Origin of the sequence: Actinomadura livida, assembly GCF_014648675.1 — a bacterium.
Taxonomy (GTDB): Bacteria; Actinomycetota; Actinomycetes; order Streptosporangiales; family Streptosporangiaceae; genus Spirillospora; species Spirillospora livida.
On sequence record NZ_BMRO01000008.1, the window covers coordinates 206,691 to 226,557 of the forward strand.

General features: G+C 71.4%; 21 protein-coding genes. 16 read left to right on the top strand and 5 right to left on the bottom strand.

Annotated elements, in window-relative coordinates:
• Window positions 1–25: 25 nt before the first annotated feature.
• From mshD to pstB, 5 genes are all read left to right on the top strand, one after another.
• Window positions 26–889, top strand: a complete 864-nt coding sequence (gene mshD, locus IEZ03_RS20680) for a mycothiol synthase (protein ID WP_221481067.1) — start codon at window positions 26–28, stop codon at window positions 887–889.
• A 278-nt stretch (window positions 890–1,167) separates the two neighbouring features.
• A complete protein-coding gene (gene pstS / locus IEZ03_RS20685; protein WP_184880473.1) occupies window positions 1,168–2,271 on the top strand; it encodes a phosphate ABC transporter substrate-binding protein PstS in 1,104 nt (367 codons plus the stop codon).
• Window positions 2,272–2,375: 104 nt separating this feature from the next.
• The gene (gene pstC / locus IEZ03_RS20690; RefSeq protein ID WP_184880475.1) at window positions 2,376–3,356 is read left to right on the top strand and encodes a phosphate ABC transporter permease subunit PstC; all 981 of its coding nucleotides are present in this window, start codon (window positions 2,376–2,378) and stop codon (window positions 3,354–3,356) included.
• Window positions 3,353–4,252 (top strand): phosphate ABC transporter permease PstA, encoded by a 900-nt coding sequence (pstA, locus tag IEZ03_RS20695; protein WP_184880476.1) that lies wholly within the window; start codon window positions 3,353–3,355, stop codon window positions 4,250–4,252. Before pstC ends, pstA begins: the two co-directional genes overlap by 4 nt.
• A gap of 39 nt (window positions 4,253–4,291) precedes the next feature.
• Window positions 4,292–5,068 carry a phosphate ABC transporter ATP-binding protein PstB gene (gene pstB, locus IEZ03_RS20700; protein WP_184880478.1) on the top strand — a complete coding sequence of 259 codons (777 nt, stop codon included), beginning with the start codon at window positions 4,292–4,294 and terminating at the stop codon, window positions 5,066–5,068.
• Window positions 5,069–5,164: 96 nt separating this feature from the next.
• On the opposite strand, the gene IEZ03_RS20705 is transcribed toward pstB, so the two are convergent.
• Complete coding sequence (locus tag IEZ03_RS20705) at window positions 5,165–5,881, bottom strand: response regulator transcription factor (protein WP_184880480.1); 717 nt, start codon at window positions 5,879–5,881, stop codon at window positions 5,165–5,167.
• 221 nt (window positions 5,882–6,102) lie between these two features.
• On the opposite strand from IEZ03_RS20705, the gene IEZ03_RS20710 reads away from it, so the two are divergent.
• The 10 genes from IEZ03_RS20710 (at window position 6,103) to IEZ03_RS20750 (ending at window position 12,517) form a co-directional block, all read left to right on the top strand.
• Entirely contained in the window at window positions 6,103–6,363 is a 261-nt protein-coding gene (locus tag IEZ03_RS20710; protein ID WP_184880482.1) for a MoaD/ThiS family protein, read from the top strand.
• 111 nt (window positions 6,364–6,474) lie between these two features.
• Window positions 6,475–7,182 (top strand): LmeA family phospholipid-binding protein, encoded by a 708-nt coding sequence (locus tag IEZ03_RS20715; RefSeq protein ID WP_184880483.1) that lies wholly within the window; start codon window positions 6,475–6,477, stop codon window positions 7,180–7,182.
• A gap of 69 nt (window positions 7,183–7,251) precedes the next feature.
• Entirely contained in the window at window positions 7,252–7,743 is a 492-nt protein-coding gene (locus tag IEZ03_RS20720) for a sigma-70 family RNA polymerase sigma factor (protein WP_221480560.1), read from the top strand.
• A complete protein-coding gene (locus IEZ03_RS20725; protein ID WP_184880485.1) occupies window positions 7,740–8,465 on the top strand; it encodes an anti-sigma factor family protein in 726 nt (241 codons plus the stop codon). Before IEZ03_RS20720 ends, IEZ03_RS20725 begins: the two co-directional genes overlap by 4 nt.
• A 71-nt stretch (window positions 8,466–8,536) precedes the next feature.
• The gene (locus IEZ03_RS20730; RefSeq protein ID WP_184880487.1) at window positions 8,537–8,971 is read left to right on the top strand and encodes a TlpA family protein disulfide reductase; all 435 of its coding nucleotides are present in this window, start codon (window positions 8,537–8,539) and stop codon (window positions 8,969–8,971) included.
• A 231-nt stretch (window positions 8,972–9,202) separates the two neighbouring features.
• On the top strand, window positions 9,203–9,268 hold the full coding sequence (locus IEZ03_RS38870) for a putative leader peptide (RefSeq protein WP_373293669.1): 66 nt from the start codon (window positions 9,203–9,205) through the stop codon (window positions 9,266–9,268).
• An 81-nt stretch (window positions 9,269–9,349) separates the two neighbouring features.
• The gene (locus IEZ03_RS20735) at window positions 9,350–9,787 is read left to right on the top strand and encodes a DUF4395 domain-containing protein (protein ID WP_184880489.1); all 438 of its coding nucleotides are present in this window, start codon (window positions 9,350–9,352) and stop codon (window positions 9,785–9,787) included.
• On the top strand, window positions 9,784–10,623 hold the full coding sequence (locus IEZ03_RS20740; protein WP_184880491.1) for a sulfurtransferase: 840 nt from the start codon (window positions 9,784–9,786) through the stop codon (window positions 10,621–10,623). The genes IEZ03_RS20735 and IEZ03_RS20740 overlap by 4 nt, the downstream gene beginning before the upstream one ends.
• Window positions 10,624–10,786: 163 nt before the next feature.
• Window positions 10,787–11,095, top strand: coding sequence for a DUF1416 domain-containing protein (locus IEZ03_RS20745; protein ID WP_132046521.1), 309 nt, complete (start codon window positions 10,787–10,789; stop codon window positions 11,093–11,095).
• A 120-nt stretch (window positions 11,096–11,215) separates the two neighbouring features.
• Window positions 11,216–12,517 carry a hypothetical protein gene (locus IEZ03_RS20750; RefSeq protein ID WP_184880493.1) on the top strand — a complete coding sequence of 434 codons (1,302 nt, stop codon included), beginning with the start codon at window positions 11,216–11,218 and terminating at the stop codon, window positions 12,515–12,517.
• Here IEZ03_RS20750 and IEZ03_RS20755 read toward each other — a convergent pair.
• From IEZ03_RS20755 to IEZ03_RS20765, 3 genes are read right to left on the bottom strand one after another with little or no spacing between them, the layout of a single operon-like run.
• The gene (locus tag IEZ03_RS20755; RefSeq protein ID WP_184880495.1) at window positions 12,405–13,004 is read right to left on the bottom strand and encodes a hypothetical protein; all 600 of its coding nucleotides are present in this window, start codon (window positions 13,002–13,004) and stop codon (window positions 12,405–12,407) included. The genes IEZ03_RS20750 and IEZ03_RS20755 overlap by 113 nt on opposite strands.
• A complete protein-coding gene (locus IEZ03_RS20760) occupies window positions 13,001–13,606 on the bottom strand; it encodes a hypothetical protein (RefSeq protein WP_184880497.1) in 606 nt (201 codons plus the stop codon). Before IEZ03_RS20760 ends, IEZ03_RS20755 begins: the two co-directional genes overlap by 4 nt.
• Entirely contained in the window at window positions 13,603–14,286 is a 684-nt protein-coding gene (locus IEZ03_RS20765) for a hypothetical protein (protein ID WP_184880499.1), read from the bottom strand. The genes IEZ03_RS20760 and IEZ03_RS20765 overlap by 4 nt, the downstream gene beginning before the upstream one ends.
• Before the next feature lie 125 nt (window positions 14,287–14,411).
• On the opposite strand from IEZ03_RS20765, the gene IEZ03_RS20770 reads away from it, so the two are divergent.
• Window positions 14,412–15,680: a S8 family serine peptidase gene (locus tag IEZ03_RS20770; protein ID WP_184880501.1), complete on the top strand. Its 1,269-nt coding sequence runs from the start codon at window positions 14,412–14,414 to the stop codon at window positions 15,678–15,680.
• Between the two features lie 162 nt (window positions 15,681–15,842).
• Here the strand turns inward: IEZ03_RS20770 and eccCa are convergent, their stop codons facing one another.
• On the bottom strand, window positions 15,843–19,820 hold the full coding sequence (gene eccCa, locus IEZ03_RS20775; protein ID WP_184880503.1) for a type VII secretion protein EccCa: 3,978 nt from the start codon (window positions 19,818–19,820) through the stop codon (window positions 15,843–15,845).
• Between the last annotated feature and the right edge of the window lie 47 nt (window positions 19,821–19,867).

Here is a 19,867-nt window from a genome sequence, read left to right on the forward strand (position 1 = left end):
GGTTAGGGTGTTGGTCGTGAGTGAGCTGCGAGCACGCGGGACGCTTGGGGACGCTGAGATCACCGAGGCGCTGGAGCTGGCCGGGGCGGCGGCGGAGGCCGACGGCGTCGGGCCGCTGTCGGAGCACTCGCTGCTCGCGCTGCGCGGCGGCCGCACCGGGATGGCGATCTCCGACGGCGGGATCGTCGCGTACGCGCATCTCGACCCGGCGGCCGACGGGGAGCCCGCGGCCGGGGAGCTCGTCGTCCATCCGGAGCACCGGCGCCGCGGCCACGGCCGGGCGCTGCTGCGGGCGCTGCGCGCCGAGGCGGGCGGCCCCCTCCGCGTCTGGGCGCACGGCGACCTGCCCGCCGCCGCCGCGCTGGCCGCCGCCGAGGGCATGACCCGCGTCCGGGTGCTCCTCCAGATGCGGCGCCCGGCGGCCGATCCGCTGCCGGAGCCCCGGGTCGCCCCAGGGGTCACCATTCGCACGTTCAAGCCGGGCGCGGACGAGCGGGCGTGGCTCGACGTCAACTCCCGCGCCTTCGCCGACCACCCCGAACAGGGCGCGTGGACGATCGAGGACGTCCACGACCGCGAGGGTGAGAGCTGGTTCGACCCGGCGGGCTTCTTCCTCGCCGAGCGGGACGGCCGCCTCGCCGGCTTCCACTGGACCAAGACCCACCCGGGCGGCATCGGCGAGGTCTACGTCGTCGGCGTCGACCCCGACGCGCAGGGCCTCGGGCTGGGGCGCGCCCTCACGCTGGTGGGGCTGCGTCATCTGCGCGACTCCGGTGTCGAACAGATCATGCTCTACGTGGACGAATCCAACACCGCAGCCGTCCGGCTCTACGAGTCGCTGGGCTTCACCCGCTACGCCGTGGACGTCATGTACAGCACTGCGTCCTGACCGAGCGCTCGTTGCCCCGCGGTCAGGTCTCCGTTTCCGCATGACCTCGAATCGACCTGGACTTTAACGGCCTGAGCTGCGCTGTTAACCCGGCGTACACGGCAAATCGGGGCATTCTTCGCGGGTCTGGTCATCCTCGTTCATCCTCCGTTCACCTGGATCAGGGCGGCTGGTCACCTCGCCTGCTTAGCGTCAAATCCGACGGCGAACCCCGGCGCTGGCGAGCGGGCCAGGACCGGGCCGGGGGACCCGCTGACGAACTAAGAGGAGACCCTCCGGTGAAGAACCGTTCCCGACTTGCCGCTCTGGGCGGCGTGGTCGTCGCGGGGGCGCTGGCCCTCACCGCCTGCGGAAGCGACGCCAACACCACGACGAGCCCGGGCAGCGCCCCCTCCGGCACCATCGACTGCGCGAAGGGCAGCATCAACGCGGCCGGGTCGAGCGCGCAGAAGAACGCCATCGAGGAGTGGACGAAGCTCTACGCGGCCGAATGCGCCGGCGCCAACCTCAACTACAACCCGAGCGGGTCGGGGGCGGGCATCCAGGCGTTCACCAGCGGCCAGGTCGCCTTCGCCGGCTCGGACTCGGCGCTCGACGAGGAAGAAGCGGGTACGGCGCGGCAGCGCTGCCAGGGCAGCCCGGCGCTGAACCTGCCGATGGTCGTCGGCCCCGTCGCCGTGGTCTACAACGTCCCGGGCGTGGACGGGCTGAAGCTGTCGCCCGAGACGATCGCGAAGATCTTCTCCGGCAAGGTCAAGACCTGGAACGATCCCGCGATCGCCGGGGAGAACGAGGGCGCGCAGCTCCCCTCGTCGGAGATCAAGCCGGTCTACCGGTCGGACGAGTCGGGCACCACCGACAACTTCACCGAGTACCTGAACAAGACCGTCCCGGACGTCTGGACGTGGGAGTCCGCCAAGAAGTGGCCGAACTCCACCGGCCAGGGCGCCGCGAAGTCCGACGGCGTCACCAGCCAGGTGAAGAGCACCGAGGGCGCCATCTCCTACGTGGAGATGTCGTACGCGACGAACAACAAGCTGCAGACCGCGCACGTGAAGAACGGCGCCGGCGAGTTCACCGAGCTGTCGCCGGACAGCGCGTCCAAGGCCGTCGCCGGGGCGAAGGTCACCGGCACCGGCAACGACGTCGCGCTGGAGATCGACTACACGACCAAGGAGCCGGGCGCCTACCCGATCGTCCTGGTCACGTACGAGATCGCGTGTGAGAAGGGACTGCCGGCCGAGCAGGCCGAGTTCGTCAAGTCCTTCCTGGCCTACACCTCCAGCGCGGACGGCCAGAAGATCCTCACCGAGCACGGCTACGCGCCCATCCCGCAGAGCGTGCTGACGAAGGTCCAGGCGTCCGTGAAGGCCCTGTCCTGACACCGGACGACACCACCCGCAGCCCCGCCGCCGGCGGCCCCAGGAAGGGGTCCCGCGGCGGGGCCGCCCCGGGTTCCGCGGACGTGATCGAAGGAGGCACCCCCATGACCACCGAGACCGGCGTCGAGGCCCGCGCCGGAACCCGGGCAGGCGCCGCCGGCACCGCCATGAGCACCGGCCGCGCCGGCGACCGGATCTTCGCGGGCGCGGCCCGCGGCTCGGGCATCACCGTGCTGGTGATCGTCGCCGCGATCGCGGCCTTCCTCGTCTGGAAGGCGATCCCCGCGCTGCGGGAGAACGAGGCGGGCTTCCTCACCACCGAGGAGTGGAACCCGAACGCGCAGCCGCCGCGGTTCGGCATCGCGCAGCTCGCGTTCGGGACGGCGCTGTCCTCGCTGCTGGCGATGCTCATGGCGACGCCCGTCGCGATCGGCATCGCGCTGTTCATCTCGTTCTACTCGCCGCGGCGCCTGGCGTCCGGGCTCGGCTACATCGTCGACCTGCTCGCGGCCGTCCCCAGCATCGTGTACGGGCTGTGGGGGCTGATCTTCCTGGCCCAGCACATGGACAAGGTCAGCGGGTTCCTCAACGCCGCGCTCGGCTGGTTCCCGCTGTTCGGCGGCGACAGCCCCGGCAAGAACTCGATCTTCACGGGCTCGGTGGTGCTGGCCATCATGATCCTGCCGATCATCTCGTCCATCTCACGCGAGGTGTTCCTGCAGGTCCCGCGGCCCAACATCGAGGCCGCGCTGGCGCTCGGCGCCACCCGCTGGGAGATGATCCGGCTGTCGGTGCTGCCGTACGGCCGGTCCGGCATGATCGGCGCCTCGATGCTCGGCCTCGGCCGCGCGATGGGCGAGACGATCGCGGTCGCGATGGTGCTGACCTTCGTGCCGGGGATCAACTGGCACATCCTGGAGAACGGCGGCTCGACCTTCGCGGCGAACATCGCCAACAGCTTCGCCGAGGCCACCGAGACCGGCCGCGGCGCCCTCATCGCCTCGGGCCTCGTCCTCTTCGTCATCACCCTGCTGGTCAACATGGCGGCCCGCGCCGTCGTCGCACGGCGGAAGGAGTTCGTGTGACCACCTTCTCCACCACCGGCGAGGGCGCGAGCCTGACGTCGGTCTCGCTCGGCCGGAAGGTCAAGGACCGGAGCATCCAGGGCCTGGTCTACCTGGCGTTCGCGCTGGCGGTCGTCCCGCTGGTGGCGGTGCTGTGGACGGTCGTCGTCAACGGCCTCGAACGCCTCGACCCCACGTTCTTCCAGTTCTCGATGAACGCGGTCAGCGGCAGCGACCCGGGCGGCGGCGCCTACCACGCCATCGTCGGCACCCTGCAGCAGGTCGCGATCTGCAGCGCGATCGCCGTCCCGCTGTCCATCCTGACCGCCATCTACCTGGTGGAGTACGCCGGCGGCGGCCGGCTCGGCAAGATCATCAGCTTCACCGTGGACGTCATGATGGGCATCCCGTCGATCGTGGCGGGCCTGTTCGTCCTCGCGCTGTGGCTGCTGACGCTCGGGTTCGACTACTCCGGGCTCGCCGGGGCGCTGTCCCTGACGATCCTGATGATCCCGACCGTGACGCGGGCCGCCGAGGAGATGCTCAAGCTCGTCCCCAACGACCTGCGCGAGGCGTCCTACGCGCTCGGCGTGCCGCGCTGGCGGACGGTCTGCTTCGTCGTCCTGCCGACCGCGCTCACCGGGATGGTGACCGGCGTGATGCTGGCCGTCGCCCGCGTGATGGGGGAGACCGCGCCGCTGCTGCTGACGATCTTCTTCACCAAGGCGATCAACAACGACCCGTTCAACGGCCCGCAGGCGTCGCTGCCCACGTTCATCTGGGAGCAGGCCGCCGACCCCAACCAGAACTCGATCGACCGCGCCTGGACCGGCGCGCTCGTCCTGATCGGGATCATCATGCTGCTCAACCTGGTCGCCCGGCTGGTCGCCCGGCGCACCGCGGCCAAGAGCCGCTGACCGCCCGCCCCGACCTGAAGAGAGAGGACCACCGACCCCATGGCCAAGCGGATCGACATCTCCGGGCTGCACGCCTTCTACGGCGCGGTCCACGCCATCGAGGACATCTCGATGACGATCGAGCCGCGCTCGGTGACGGCGTTCATCGGGCCGTCCGGCTGCGGCAAGTCCACGTTCCTGCGCACGCTCAACCGGATGCACGAGGTCATCCCGGGCGCCCGCGTCGAGGGCAAGGTCATGCTGGACGACGAGGACCTCTACGACGCGTCCGTCGACCCGGTCGCCGTCCGCCGCCTCGTCGGCATGGTGTTCCAGCGCCCCAACCCCTTCCCCACGATGTCCATCTACGACAACGTGGCCGCGGGCCTGAAGCTGAACGGGGTGCGCCGCAAGAGCCAGCTGGACGACATCGTCGAGGAGTCGCTCAAGGGCGCCAACCTGTGGAACGAGGTCAAGGACCGCCTGGGCAAGCCCGGCGCCGGCCTGTCCGGCGGCCAGCAGCAGCGCCTCTGCATCGCCCGTGCCATCGCCGTCCAGCCCCAGGTCCTCCTGATGGACGAGCCGTGCTCCGCGCTCGACCCCATCTCCACCCTCGCAATCGAGGACCTCATCGACAAGCTGAAGGCGCAGTACACGATCGTCATCGTCACGCACAACATGCAGCAGGCCGCCCGGGTCAGCGACCGCACCGCCTTCTTCAACATCGCCGGAACCGGCAAGCCGGGCAAGCTCATCGAGATCGACGACACCAGCAAGATCTTCACGAACCCGGACCAGAAAGCCACCGAGGACTACATCACCGGACGATTTGGTTAGCAGTTCCCTCGGCGTCGGGCCCTGGGGGTCCTCCTTCAACGGAAACTGCGCGCGATCGCTGCATCGCTCCGTCTCGCCCTGGGGCTCGCTGTGCGATCAGGTTCTGACGGGGGTCTTCTCTTCGGCGTCGCCGCCGGGGCGGTGGTCGGGGACGAAGCGGTAGCCGACGTTACGGACCGTTCCGATGAGGGACTCGTACTCGGCGCCGAGCTTGGCGCGCAGCCGCCGGACGTGCACGTCCACGGTGCGGGTGCCGCCGAAGTAGTCGTAGCCCCAGACCTCCTGGAGGAGCTGGGCGCGGGTGAAGACGCGGCCCGGGTGCTGGGCGAGGTACTTCAGCAGCTCGAACTCTTTGAAGGTCAGGTCGAGGATCCGGCCGCGGAGGCGGGCGGTGTAGGTGGCCTCGTCGATCGTGAGGTCGCCGCTGCGGATCTCGCCGGGGACCTCCTCGGCCTCGCCGGCGGCGGCGCGGCCCACGGCTAGCCGCAGCCGGGCCTCGACCTCGGCGGGGCCGGCGGACTGGAGCAGCACGTCGTCCAGGCCCCATTCCGGGCTGAGGGCGGCGAGACCGCCCTCGGTGACGATGGCGAGGAGCGGGCAGTCGAGCCCGGTGGTCCGCAGCAGCCGGCACAGGCTCTTGGCCTGGACGAGGTCGCGGCGCGCGTCCACCAGGACGATGTCCGCGGGTGGAGCGTCGATCAGGGCGGACGCCTCGGCGGGCGCCACGCGCACGGAGTGCAGAAGAAGCCCGAGCGCGGGCAGGACCTCGTCAGAGGGTTCCAGCGCGTTGGTCAGCAAGAGCAAGCCGCTCAAATGCCGCCTCCCGTCCACAAACACGTAGGATCCAGGCGGCTCACCCTCAAGCCCCGGCACGGCCGACGGCTCGAGGACGAGGCGGCCATGAGAGGTATTCGGATGAACTCCATGGCCTCGTTGCCCGGATCCCTCACCCCCGAGCATAACGGAGTGTGCCCGGCAGCCAAGGGGGTGGCCGGGTCGGGACGGTAACCCACCGGAAATGAGAGATTGGGGACATGGCCAAGGGGACGATGCGGTACTGGGCGGCCGCGAAGGCCGCCGCGGGCACGCACGAGGAGCCGTACGACGCCGGCACGCTGGCCGCCGCGCTCACCGCCGCGACCTCGCGGGACGGGCGCGGGGACGAGTTCCGGCGGGTCGTCGCGCGCAGTTCGTTCCTCATCGACGGTGACCCGGTCGGGAGCCGGCCGCACGAGTCGGTGGAGCTGCCCGAGGGCGGCGTTGTGGAGGTTCTGCCGCCTTTCGCCGGTGGTTGATATCACAATGGGATGATTTTCCGAACTTTCAGGTCATCCGCCGGTGTGACGCGCTGTGCGGTATCCGCGCATATGGTGTGGCGACCGTATGTCGCTGGTTGAAGGAGATACATGCGGAAAGTACTCGTGGTGCTGCTGCTCCTTGCGGTCGTGGGAGTCGTGGCCGCGGACAGGATCGGCGTGCGGATCGCGGAGGACCGGATCGCCCAGGAGGTCGCGGCGCAGACCGACCTGACGCGGCAGCCGGACGTCACGATCCACGGCATCCCCTTCCTCACCCAGGTCGTCGGCGGCGAGTACGACCACATCGAGATCGCCATCGGCGACTGGACGGAGCAGGGCGTGACCGTCACCGACGTCCGGGTCGACATGCGGGGCGTGGCCGCGCCGCTGTCGGAGGTCGCCGGCGGCAACACCGCGAACGTCACCGCGCGGACGGCGACCGTGTCCGCCGTCGTCCCGTACTCGCTGATCCAGAAGAACGCGCCGCGCGAGGTCAAGCGGCTCGCCCCGCAGGGCGACAACCTCGCGGTCGACCTCGAGGGCAGCCTGCTCGGCTTCCGGCTGGCCGGCAGCGGCGTCGTCGAGCTCAAGCCGACCGCCCGCGGCATCGCGGTCAGCCCGGTGTCGGTCAAGTCGGACGGCGGGCCGCAGATCCCGCTGGCGGCGCTGAAGCGCCAGCTCACCTGGACCGTGCAGGTCCCCGCGCTGCCCCTCGGCGCCAAGATCAGCGAGGTCCGGGCGACGGAGGGCGGGGTCCGCGTCGGCGCCACGGCCCAGAACGTCAAGCTGAACGACCTCCAGCAGGTGCAGAAATGATCCGGGGCGCGTGAACCGGCATGGCCGGGCGTACGTGTCAGTGGTGTGGGTCCCACCGCGGATGAGGGGTTGCTGCGCGCCCTGTACAGCGAGCACGGAGGTCCGCTCTTCGGGTACGTCCTCCGGCTGACCGGTGGGGACAGAACGCAGGCCGAAGACGTCGTGCAGGAGACGCTGCTGCGCGCCTGGAAGCACCCCGAGGCGCTAGCGGGACGTCCCGTCCGGCCGTGGCTGTTCACGGTCGCGCGGAACCTGGTGGTGGACGCGCATCGCGCCAAGCGCGCGCGGCCCCCGGAGACGTGGATCGACGAGCAGCTCGTGATGACCGCGTCCGGCTCCGACGACATCGACCGGGCGCTGGAGTCCTGGACGGTCGCCGAGGCGCTGGCCGGGCTGAGCCCGCCGCACCGGGCGGTCCTGGTGGAGACCTACTACCGGGGCCGGTCGGTCGCCGAGACCGCGAAGACGCTGGGCATCCCGCCCGGCACGGTGAAGTCCCGCACCTATTACGCACTGCGGGCGCTCAAACTCGCATTGGAGGAGCGGGGGATGGCGCCGTGAACGGCTGCTCGGAAGTGCGCAACGCGCTCGGGTCGTACGTGCTCGGCGCGCTCGACTCGGGCGAGCGCTCCCAGGTGGAGGCCCATCTGGCGGACTGCCCCGCCTGCCGGGACGAGCTCGCCGGGCTGGCCGGCCTGCCCGCGATGCTCGGGCGGGTCGAGGAGTCGCAGCTCGACCAGCTCGCCGGGCCGCCGCCCGAACTGCTGGACGGCCTGCTGACCCGCGCGGCCGAACGGCGGCGCCGGCCCTGGCCGCGGGGCCGGCGCGCCGCCCGCTGGGCCCCGCTCGCCGCCGCGGCGTGCCTGCTGCTGGCCGTCGGCGCCCTGTTCGGCGGCTTCCTGCTGCCGTTCGGCGCGGAGGAGACCGCGGCGCCGCCCTCCTCGTCCGCCCCGCCGTCCCCGGCGCCGTCCGCCTCCGGCGGCGACGTCGAGCGGATCGCCGCCGAGAACCCCGCGACCAACATCAAGGGATACGTGCTGCTGCGGAGGAAGCAGTGGGGCACCGAGGTCGAGCTGCACCTGGCGGGCGTCCCGAAGGGGTCGCACTGCCGGATGCTCGTGATCGCGCGGGACGGCCGGCGGGACGCGCTCGGGAGCTGGTACGTCCCGTACGACGAGGGCTACGGCGAGTACCGCGGCTCCACGATGTTCCCGCGGGGGCAGCTGTTCTCGTTCGAGATCGTCGGCCTGGACGGGCAGCCGCTCCTCACGATCCCCACCTGACGCTCCCCCTTGACGACGCGGCGATCGGAGCCCGCGGAAGAACCGGGCGTCCGAAGCGGTTGTCGCTGACGATGACGGGTCTATGGGTAGCGGCGACGGTGCTGGTCGCCACCATGGTGTTCGGGCTGCTGTGGCGGCGCCGTTCCGGCGTGCTGCGCCCGCGCCGGGGAAGCGGAGACGAGGTGGACGACATCATCCGGCCGGACGACCTGGGAGCCGAGCTCGGCGAGAAGGCGACCCTGCTGCAGTTCTCCAGCGCCTTCTGCGCCCCGTGCCGGGCCACCCGCCGCGTCCTGGGAGAGGTCGCCGGGATGGTGGACGGAGTCGCCCACGTGGAACTCGACGCCGAGTCGCACCTGGACCTCGTCCGCCGCCTCAACGTCGTCCGGACCCCGACGGTCTTCGTCCTGGACGACACGGGCCGCATCATCCGCCGCGCCACCGGCGCCCCCCGCAAGCCCGACGTCATCGCGGTCCTGGGCACGGCCGTGCGGCGACTGGACTGAGGAGCGGCGGGAGTGAGGGACGGACGACCAGAGCGACGAGGGAAGTCGCCGCACGAGGCGGCCGTGCCCGCCGAGCGTAGCGAGGCCAGCAAGCAGGGGGAGGTCATCCCTTGAGCGCCGCTTGGATGACCTGCGGTTAGACGAACATCACTGTCTCGGAGCGCGAGACGGAGGTGACAGTACGTGGATTGTCGGATTACTATCTCGGGTGTGCGTGACTTGACAGAGCAGATGCTCACGAAGCGCCGCGCGGTCGACTTCTGCCGCCTGGCCGCTTCGCTCTGTCGTACGGCCTGAGGCATTCGAGCCCATCCGCCGCCCCCGAGCCCTTCCACTTCCAGCTCGTACGCACGCTTCCACTCCGCCAGGAGCACCCCGATGCAGGTTGACCCGCGTGGGCCCCGCTTCGGCGCGGCCGTCACGACGATCGTCCTGGTCGTGGTGCTGGCGACCGGAAGCTGGGCGCTGCTCGCCGCGCAGGCCGTCGTGTTCGCCGTCGCGACCCTCTTCGGTCTCCGGTACGCCCCGTACGGACTGGCGTTCAAGGCGCTGATACGGCCCCGGCTCGCCCCGCCCAGGGAACTGGAGGACGCCGCCGCACCCCGCTTCGCGCAGGGGGTAGGAATGGCGTTCGCCCTGGTGGGAACGGTCGGATACGTGACGGGCGCCACCTGGCTCGGCATCGGTGCCACCGCCCTCGCGCTGGCGGCGGCGTTCCTGAACGCGGCGTTCGGGTTCTGCCTCGGCTGCGAGATCCACCCGCTACTGCGACGTATCACTGCGAAATTTCGTTCCGAAAGGGAGGTTCCGGCATGAGCCGCTCAGACGTCCTGGTGGACACCGACTGGGTTGAGTCCAACCTGGACGCACCCGGTCTGGTTCTCGTCGAGGTCGACGAGGACGTTTCCGCCTACGACAAGGGCCACATCCGTGGCGCCGTGAAGATCGACTGGAAGACCGAACTGCAGGACCCGGTCCGCCGCGACTTCATCGACAAGACCGGGTTCGAGCAGCTGCTGTCCGCCAAGGGCATCGCCAACGACGACACGGTGATCCTGTACGGCGGCAACAACAACTGGTTCGCCGCCTACGCGTACTGGTACTTCAAGCTGTACGGCCACGACAAGGTGAAGCTGCTCGACGGCGGCCGCAAGAAGTGGGAGCTGGAGTCCCGCGAGCTGGTGACCGACGTCCCGTCGCGTCCCGCGACCGACTACAAGGCCGAGGACCAGGACCTGTCGATCCGCGCCTACCGCGACGAGGTCGTGGACGCGATCGGCAAGAAGAACCTGATCGACGTCCGGTCCCCGGACGAGTTCAGCGGCAAGCTGCTCGCCCCGGCGCACCTGCCGCAGGAGCAGTCGCAGCGGGCCGGGCACGTCCCGACCGCGCGCAGCATCCCGTGGTCGAAGGCGGCCAACGACGACGGCACGTTCAAGTCCGACGAGGAGCTCCGGAAGCTCTACACCGAGGCCGGCGTGGACCTGAGCAAGGACACCATCGCCTACTGCCGCATCGGCGAGCGCTCCTCGCACACCTGGTTCGCGCTGCGCGAGCTGCTCGGGCTGGAGAATGTGAAGAACTACGACGGTTCCTGGACCGAGTACGGCTCGCTCATCGGCGTCCCGATCGAGCTCGGCGCCCCCAAGTAACCAGCGGCCGAGTAACCAGCGGCCGAGCAACCAGCGGCCGAGCAACCAGCGGCCGAGCAACCAGCGGCCGAGCAACCAGCGGCCGAGCAACCACCGGCCGAGCAACCACCGGCCCCGCCACCCGGCGGCAGAGATCTTCCGTGCCCACGGAGATGGAGGAGCAATGACCCAGGGCTGCGCAGCGCCCGAGCAGACGGCGCATCTTCCGGCGACCGTCGACCTCACCAACGAGGCCGTCATCCAGGGCACCGTCACCCGTGACGGCGCCCCGGTGTGCAGTGCCTACGCCCGCCTGCTCGACTCGACCGGCGAGTTCACCGCCGAGGTGGTCACCGGCGACGAGGGCGTGTTCCGGTTCTTCGCCGCCGACGGCGACTGGACCGTGCGCGTCCTGGCGGCCGGCGGCGTGAGCGTCGACAACACCGTCACGGCCCGGACCGGCGAGGTCGCCGGCCTGGAGGTCGCGATCTGACCCGGCCTCCGGGCCGCTTCGGGACCCCGCCGTTCGCAGCACGCGGACGGCGGGGTCCGTCGTTTCCGGGACATAGGGGGAAAGCACCTCCAGGTGCGGCGGGTCGGTACGATCAGCGCGATGTTAGGACTGTCCCGGCGGTCGCCGCTGCTGCTCCCGTGGGCCATGCTGAAGCTCGCGGGCCGCTTCGTCCTCCCGCTCGCCCTGTGGTTCACGGTCGGCGAGCTGCTGCGCCACGGCGTGATGTACGGCGGGTACCGGCTCGGCTCGATGAAGGGCACGGCCGCGACGATCGCGCCGATCGCCACCATCGGCCTGCTGGTGGTGATCACGCTGGCGGTCACGGTGCTGATGGTGCACAGCGTCCGCGAGGGCCTGGACGTCGTGCACGCCCGCGAGTCCGACGGCGAGCTGACGCCGTGGGCGGTCGGCAACGAGGAGTCGGTCGTCGGCGCGATGGGCCGCGCCGCCCTCCCGTTCGTGATCTTCTACCTGGCGTGGGGCAGGCAGGCCGAGGACGCCCGGGAGTTCGCCGGGCAGGCCGCGAGCCGCGGCCTCAGCGAGGGCGGCCTCCAGGGGCAGCTCGAGGCCATGGAGCTGCTGCTGTCGCTGGAAAAGCACGTCGGGCTCGCGATCGGCCTCACCGCGGGGCTCTTCGTGATGAAGGTGGCGGCGGAATGGCGGCTGGAGGAGCGGCTCCCGCGCTCCGTCGGCGCGCTCGTCGCCTTCCTGGAGGTCCAGTTCGCGCTGTTCGGCATCTTCACCGTCGACCACCTGCGCCGCACGGTGACCGAGTGGCTCACCGCGCGGCAGGCGTGGGCGTGGGTCACGGACGCCGCCGGCCCCGTCCTCGGCCTGTGGCCGCCGTTCAAGGACGCGGTGCTCGGCGCGCTGATCCTGCTGGTGATCGCGGGCGTGATCCTCGGCCTGGACGCCGGGGACGAGCGGGTCGTGCTCGGCCGCGGCCGGGCGGCGCGGCGGCTGGCGCGGGCCGGCGGGATCGAGCGGGTGAACAGCGCCCGGGAGATCCTCACCCGCGGCTTCCGGGAGATGTGGCTGCCCGCCTGGTTCGGGCTGCGGCTCGTCCGCCGGTCCGGGATGATGCCGTTCGCCACGTTCTGCGTGCTGTTCGCCGGCCTGGACGTGGGCGAGGAGGCCACCCGCCGCCTCGCCTACGAGGTGATCGGCCCGCACGAGGTGACGTGGTGGATCCAGGTGCTGCCGTTCGTCGGGTTCGCGGCGGGGCTGGTCTTCGAGATCCTGCGCGTCTGCCTGCTGGCGGCGGCGTTCAACCTGGTCATGGCGAGGGTCACCGCTCGAAACGCAGCGAAAGCAGCGGGTCCCCCGCCTTCCGCGACGCCTTCGGCGCCTGTATCTCCAGCTTCAGCGCGTCCGCCTTCGCGCGGGGCACCGTCCCCTTGACGGTGATCAGGGACGAGACGCCCGGCTGCGGCCGCCGGGCGCCGACGACCGTGCCGTCGGCGGACCAGTGGCGGCCCTCGCCGTCGACGAACCGGTAGCCGAGGCCGTACCCCCCGACCAGCTTCGCGGCCGCGGCGTCGTCCGGGCGGACGCCGACCGTGAACCGCAGCTCCGTCACGTCGCCCTGCGGCGCACCGCTCGCCAGCGGCTGAGCGGTCTCCCGCTTCAGCGCCATCCACCGCGCGCCGAGGAACTCGCCGACCGTCTCGGGCTGCACGCTGACGACCTTCTCCGGCGGCTTCAGGTTCTTCTCGACGTTGTTCTTCTCGTCCACCCATTGCACGGCGAGGAGCCCGGAGACGGCGCAGAGCAGCGCGACCGCCTGGATGATCCGCCTCTCCAGGGGACGCAGCTTGGGCTCCCGCGCCGCGGCCGGCTCGGGCGGGATCGGGGGGAACAGGTCGGGCGAAGTATCCGCGACCGTCATGGGGTGCCCGCCTTGAGGTCGTATCCCTGGGCGGCGCCCTGGACCAGCTCGTTCGCCCGTTCACGGGTGATTCCGAGGTCGATGTCCGCCTCCGCGGACAGCTGCGGCAGCAGCCCGCCCGGCCCGACGACGAGGTGCGCCCCCTCCAGGCGCTGCTTCGGCAGCTCGAACACGTACGCCGCGGACGTCCAGATCAAGGGCTGGAACGTCGGCTGGGCCCCGGCGGACGTAGCGCCCGGCCGGGGACCTTCCCGATAGACGTAGCCGCCGGGGGTCTCCAGTTGCGCCGTCCTCAGCTCCAGGGGCTCGCGATGGCTCGTCGCCGTGAACCGGACGACGAGGTAGATCCCCTCGGTTCCGACCGGTGGCGGGTCGCCGAGCGAGAGGCTCGGTGCGAGTGACCGCGCCGCCTCCACCTTCTCCACCCGCACGCTGAAGTCGCGGTTGCGGACCTCTTCGCCGACCTTGCCGCCGTCCCGGATCGGGTCCAGCTCCGTGGCCCTGAGCTCCGGTATGAGCGAGTGCAGCCACATCGCTCCGGCGAGCAGGACCGCCCCGCCGAGCCCGGCACCGCCTTTAAGGAGCACCTGCCGCACGTTCATGAGCCGCTCACGGTCGCTCTCGGGGAGGGCGGCGTCCCCTGCGGAGGCCGGGGCGCCACGCTCATGGGCGCCACCGCCAGGGTGAGGCGCCCGACGAGGGCGCCGCCCTCACGCTGGACGATCCAGTTGAAGTCCTCGTCGGTGAAGCCGTGCTCGTACTTCCATGCCCGCAGGCCCACGGTGAGCTTCTCGGGGGAGTCCGCCGGGCCCATCTTCCACATGGCGGACGCCTCGACCGGCAGCCCCGGCTGCACGACGTCCGTATCGGCGCCCCCGGCGACGCCCTCGACCCGCTCGGGCTGCACCCATTTACCGGTCCTCGTCAGCGCGACCACGCCATCGCCGAGGCCGCCGATGCCGAGCGGCTCGGTCTCCTTGCCCTTGTTCTCCACGCTCATCCGGACGATGAGAAAGCGTTCCTGCGCGTCCCCGAAGCCCTCCTTGACCAGCCCGATCCGCGCGTCCCGGACGGTCACCGTGAACAGGCCGAGGTTCAGCGCCGTCCCGGCCGTCTTCACCGGCTGCGTCGGCTTCTCCTTGAGCCCGCCCGTCACCCACAGGACCGGGACGAGGACGGCCAGCACCCCAAGCGCACACGCGGGCACCAGCCAGCGCCGCGCCGACCCGCGCCGTCCCCCGCCGATCCCTTCGGGAGGAGGAACCGGTTCATTCGAGTGCACCCGCCAGATGGTAAACCCTGCCCGCCCTCCCGCGGCGGAGAGCGCGCGGCGACGGGGACGGCTCCCTCCACTCGGCGCGGATCGATTACAGTCGTTGGGTTCGCAAACGGCAGGAGAGACGAGGCATGCGCGGAGGGCGACTCGCAGCGGGGACCGGCGGCCTGGCCCTGACGTCCGTTCTGGTGTTCGCTCCGGCGGTGGCCGCCGCCCCGGTGGCCCCGGCGGACCGCCCGCTGGCGGCGCCGACCCCCAGCAAGAAGCCGGAACGGCGGACACCGCCACCGCCCAAGCCGGAGTGCAACAAACCGGCCGGGCAGCCCGCGTCGGCCATCACCGTGGAGCCGTGGGCGCAGCGGCGGCTGGACTTCGAGCAGGCGTGGCCGATCACCCGGGGCAAGGGCGTGACCGTCGCGGTCGTCGACAGCGGCATCGACACCGGCCACCCGCAGCTCCGGAACAAGGTCGCGGCGAGTTTCGACGCGACGAAGACCACGGCCGACGACTGCATCGGGCACGGCACGCAGGTCGCCGGGATCATCGCGGCGAGCGACATGCGCGCCGAGAACATCCCGTTCGTAGGGGTCGCACCGCAGGTCAGGCTACTGAACGCCAAGTGGTCCAGCGGGCAGAGCACGAACGACAACACGATGCTGCCCAAGGCCATCACCTGGGCCGCCGACCAGGGCGCCAAGGTGATCAACGTGTCGGCGGACGCCCCGGACACACCGGCGCTGCGCCTCGCGGTCCGGAAGGCGCAGCGGAAGGACGCCCTGATCGTCGCGTCGGCCGGCAACGTCGCCCAGGACCAGCGCGGCAAGGAGAGCGCGTCCTATCCGGCGAGCTACAAGGGCGTGCTGTCCGTCGCCGCGGTGGACGAGGCCGGGACCATCGCGAACTTCTCCAACCTCAAGACCCGGGTCGACGTGTCGGCCCCCGGGCAGAACGTCATCTCGACCCTCGGCGACGGGTACGTGGGCGGCCTGCAGGGCACGAGCTTCGGCGCCCCCTACGCGTCCGGCGTGGCCGCGCTGGTCCGCGCCCGGCATCCCAAGCTGACCTACCAGCAGGTCATCGACCGGATCCTGATCACCGCCGAGGGCGGTAACGGGCAGGGCAGCGGGCACGGCATGATCAGCCCGCTGCAGGCGGTGTCCGCGCTGGTCGATCCGGCCGCCAAGCCCGGCGCGGCCGGCACGCGGCCGATGGGCGGGGCCGTCCCCATCGCGAAGCCGGAGCCCGTCGACCACCGCACCCGCGGCATGGGTCTCGCCATCGCGGGCGGCGCCCTCGGGACCGCCGTCCTCGTCGCGTTCGGCGGCGCCGTCATCCCCCTCGGACGCAGCCGCGGCTGGCGGCCGGGACGCGCGACCGTCCCCGCCGAGGACCGGGACTGACGGCCGGGACTGACGGCCGGGACTGACGGCCGGGACTGACGGCCGGGACTGACGGCCGGGACTGACGGCCGGGACTGACGGCCGGGACTGACGGCCGGGACTGACGGCCGGGACTGACGGGCTGGGCGGCGGAGCGTCCGCGCGGGCGCTCCGCCGCCCGGCTCACTGCTCGTAGAAGGCGGTCTGGATGAGGCGCTTGCCGGCGCGGCGGTCGGCCTGGGTGCCGCGGCCGACCGGCAGCGGGCTCGGCCGGACGTCGAACAGGTTGCCCTCGTCCTTGTTGCCCGACATGATCAGCGCCGGGCTGGCCATGTCCTTCAGCCGCTGCAGGATCGGGTCGAACATGGCGCGTCCCGCCCCGCCCATCGTGCGCGAGATGATCAGGTGCATGCCGATGTCGCGGGCCTGCGGCAGCAGCTCGGCGAGCTGCGCGAGCGGGTTGCCGGACGGCGTCGCGACCAGGTCGTAGTCGTCCACGACCAGGAACAGCTCCGACCCGCTCCACCACGACCGGTTGCGCAGCTGGTCGGGGGTCAGGTCCGACGGCGGGAGCCGGTTCACCAGGGCGCCGTGGACGTCCTTCATCAGCCCGTTCGCGGCCGTCGACGACGCGGCGAACCCGATGACGTGGTCGCTCTCCGCCGAGTCGAGCAGGGCCCGGCGGTAGTCGAGCATGATGATCCGGGCATCGTCGGTGGTGTACCTGGCCTTGATCGACTCGACGATGAGCCGCAGCAGGTTGGACTTTCCGCACTCGTTGTCGCCGAGCACGACGAAGTGCGGGTCGTTCTCGAAGTCCAGCAGGACGGGCGACAGGGTGTCCTCGTCGATACCGATCGGGATGCGCTTGCCGGTCTCGGTGACGGCGGGCAGCTGCGTGTGCGGCAGCAGGTCCGGGAGCATCCGGACGGGCGGCGCGGGCGGCCGCCCCTGCCAGCCGGCCTTGATCGTCTCCACCATGTGCCGGACGCCGTCGGCGAGGTCGTCCGCGGTCGGCCGGCCGTCGATCCGCGGCAGCGCGCCGAGGAAGTGGAGGCCCTCGCGGGTGATCCCGCGGCCCGGACGCCCCTCGGGGACGTTCGCGGCGAGCTTGCGGTCCATCTCCGACTCGTACGGGTCGCCCAGCTTCAGCTCCAGCCGCGTCCCGAACAGGTCGCGGATCGTCAGCCGGAACTCCGACCACTTGTTCGTCGCGGCGATGACGTGGATGCCGTAGCCGAGGCCGCGCGCGGCCAGGTCGGTGATCGTCCCCTCGATCGCCTCGAACTCCTGCCGGACGGTCAGCCAGTTGTCGACGACGAGGAACACGTCGCCGAAGCCGTCCCCGGCGATCTGCCCCTCGGCCCGCATCCGCCGGTAGGTGCCGATCGAGTCGATGCCGCGCTCGGTGAAGAAGCGCTCCCGCGACTCCAGCAGCCCGGACACCTCGGCGACCGTGCGCCGGACGCGGTCGGGGTCCAGCCGGCTGGCGACCCCGCCGACGTGCGGCAGGTCCGCCAGCGGCGCGAGCGCGCCGCCGCCGAAGTCCAGGCAGTAGAACTGCACCTCCTGCGGCGTGTGCATGAGCGCCAGCGAGGTGATGACCGTCCGCAGCACGGTCGACTTGCCCGCCTGCGGGTTGCCGGCGATGCCGACGTGCCCGGCGGCGCCGGACAGGTCCAGCCACATCGGGTCGCGGCGCTGGTCGAACGGCTTGTCGACGATGCCCGCGAACGCGTGCAGCCGGCCCCGGCCGTCCCAGCCCGCGGTGGTGAAGCCGTACTCCGGCGTCTGCTGCAGCTGCGGCAGCACCTGGTCGAGGGTGGTCGGCTCCGACAGCGGCGGAAGCCAGATCGGGTGCGGCGGCGGCCCGTGCCCGGCGAGCTGCCGGACGACGAGGTCGAACAGGCTGATCTGCGGGCCCTGGTCCTCCCGGTCGCCCTGCCGCTGCTCCTGCTGCGACTCCTCCTGGATCTGCGGCCGGACGTACGCCGGGGTGAACGGCACGATCTGCGCGAGCTGCCGCGGTCCCTGCCGGGACTCCTGCGCGTCGCCCTCCTCCGGCTTGTACGCGCCGGAGACGTACGCGGCGCGGAACCGCGTCATCGTCTCGGTCCCGATCTTCAGGTAGCCGTTGCCGGGCGCCTGGGGCAGCTCATAGGCGTCGGGCACCCCGAGGACGACCCGCGACTCCGCCGAGGAGAACGTCCGGAGGCCGATCCGGTAGGACAGGTGCGTGTCCAGGCCGCGAAGCTTGCCCTCCTCCAGCCGCTGCGACGCGAGCAGCAGGTGGACGCCGAGCGAGCGGCCGAGCCGTCCGATCATCACGAACAGCTCGGCGAAGTCGGGCTTGGCGGAGAGCAGCTCGGAGAACTCGTCCAGCACGACGAACAGCGTCGGCATCGGCTTCAGCGCCGCGCCCTGCTCGCGGGCCTTCTCGTAGTCGCGCAGCGAGGCGTAGTTGCCGGCGGCGCGCAGCCACTCCTGCCGGCGCACCATCTCGCCGTGCAGCGCGTCGTACATGCGGTCGACGAGCGGCAGCTCGTCCTCCAGGTTCGTGATGATGGCCGACACGTGCTGGAGGCCGTCCATGCCGAGGAAGGTCGCGCCGCCCTTGAAGTCGACGAGGACGAAGTTCAGCACCTCCGACGAGTGCGTCATGGCCAGTCCGAGCACCAGCGTCCGCAGGAGCTCCGACTTACCGGAGCCGGTCGCGCCGATGCACAGCCCGTGCGGGCCGTAACCGCCCTGCGCGGCCTCCTTGATGTCGAGCTCGATCGGGCGGCCCTCGGAGTCCAGGCCGACCGGCACCCGCAGCCGGTTCCGCGGCGCCCGCGGCTGCCACGCCTGCCGGGGGTCGAGCCGGGCCGGGTCGGGGACGCCGAGCAGCGTCGTCAGCGTCGTGGCCGACGAGAGGGCGTCCATCTCCGGGTCCGCGGCGGTGCTGGCCCGCAGCGGGGCGAGCTGCCGGGCGAGCCCGTCGGCCTGGACGTAGCTGAACTGGTCGGGCCGGCCGAGGGAGTTCGGCACGTCCTTGCCGGTGCGGTCGCGGCGCAGCATCGCCATCTTGCCGGGCGCGACCCGCAGCCGCAACATGGTGCTGTCGGGGGTCGGCGCGACATGGCCGGTGAGGTCGATGACGCACACGCCCTCGATGCCGTCCGAGCCGATCTGCGAGTCGGGCGTGACGGCTCCGCCGTCCATGACCACCACGTGGTACGGCAGGTCGCTCTGCTGCAGGCCGGGGGTGAACCGCGCCCGGTCCTTCAGCTCGTTCCCGAGCAGCCGCTCCAGGTCGGAGAGGGTGCCGGTCATCAGGCGGACGGGGCCCGCCGCGTCGGTCAGCGTCGGGTGCATCGCGTGCGGCAGCCACTTGACCCAGTCCCAGTGGGGCATGGCCTCGGGCGACGCGCACACGCTGACCCGCATGTCGTCGGGGGAGTGGAACGCGGTGAGCTGCGCCAGCATGGACCGGACCATCGAGCGAGCCGCGTCCAGGTCGCCCATCGGCAGGATGCGCGCGAACGACGGCAGCGACACCGACACCGGCAGGTTCGGCACCGTCGAGTGCGCCCGGACGAAGCGGCGCAGCGCCCCCGCCGTCATCGGCTCCAGGTCCTCCACCGGGCGGGTCTCCGGCGGGATCAGCTGCACGGCGAGCTTCTGCGGCCCGGCGCCGATCCGCACGTTCCCGAAGTCGGCGTCGGACGGGCGGCGCTCCCAGATCCGGGCGCTCATCACCAGCGACCACAGCGAGTCCGGGGCGGGGCTGTTCCACTCCAGCGACTCGCGCTGCTGATCGGCCGCGCGGCGCACCTTGCGGCGCGCCTGGCCGAGGTAGCGGAAGTAGTCTCGGCGGGCCCCGTTCAGCTTGAACTTGCGCTCGCCGGAGCCGCGGCCGAGCTGCCCGACCATCATGGCGCCCATCGCCAGCGCCATGCCACCGCTGCCGATCATCATGATCGGGCTCCGGGTGCCGCCGCCGAGGAGCATCAGGCCCATCATGAGCGGCATCACGGCCATGGGCATGTACATGAGCACGTTCTGCAGGCCGCCGCTCTGCGTCTCCGGGATCTCCGGCGGGGACTCCAGCAGCAGTTCCCCTTTGGGGGCCGGCGGCGGTTTGCGGCGCTCCTTGCGCCTGACGAGGATCGTGCTCACCTCGGCGTCCCTCCGGGAGCTCGCCCGGGGCGGCCGAAAAATACAGG

Excerpts from the sequence above, each read along its gene's own strand:
- pstB (WP_184880478.1), top strand. The coding sequence starts at position 4,292 with ATGGCCAAGCGGATCGACATCTCCGGGCTGCACGCCTTCTACGGCGCG.
- IEZ03_RS20710 (WP_184880482.1), top strand. The coding sequence starts at position 6,103 with ATGGCCAAGGGGACGATGCGGTACTGGGCGGCCGCGAAGGCCGCCGCG.
- IEZ03_RS20750 (WP_184880493.1), top strand. The coding sequence starts at position 11,216 with ATGTTAGGACTGTCCCGGCGGTCGCCGCTGCTGCTCCCGTGGGCCATG.
- IEZ03_RS20745 (WP_132046521.1), top strand. The coding sequence starts at position 10,787 with ATGACCCAGGGCTGCGCAGCGCCCGAGCAGACGGCGCATCTTCCGGCG.
- IEZ03_RS20735 (WP_184880489.1), top strand. The coding sequence starts at position 9,350 with ATGCAGGTTGACCCGCGTGGGCCCCGCTTCGGCGCGGCCGTCACGACG.
- IEZ03_RS20730 (WP_184880487.1), top strand. The coding sequence starts at position 8,537 with ATGACGGGTCTATGGGTAGCGGCGACGGTGCTGGTCGCCACCATGGTG.
- IEZ03_RS20715 (WP_184880483.1), top strand. The coding sequence starts at position 6,475 with ATGCGGAAAGTACTCGTGGTGCTGCTGCTCCTTGCGGTCGTGGGAGTC.
- IEZ03_RS20760 (WP_184880497.1), bottom strand. The coding sequence starts at position 13,606 with ATGAACGTGCGGCAGGTGCTCCTTAAAGGCGGTGCCGGGCTCGGCGGG.
- IEZ03_RS20740 (WP_184880491.1), top strand. The coding sequence starts at position 9,784 with ATGAGCCGCTCAGACGTCCTGGTGGACACCGACTGGGTTGAGTCCAAC.
- pstC (WP_184880475.1), top strand. The coding sequence starts at position 2,376 with ATGACCACCGAGACCGGCGTCGAGGCCCGCGCCGGAACCCGGGCAGGC.
- IEZ03_RS20755 (WP_184880495.1), bottom strand. The coding sequence starts at position 13,004 with ATGACGGTCGCGGATACTTCGCCCGACCTGTTCCCCCCGATCCCGCCC.
- IEZ03_RS20770 (WP_184880501.1), top strand. The coding sequence starts at position 14,412 with ATGCGCGGAGGGCGACTCGCAGCGGGGACCGGCGGCCTGGCCCTGACG.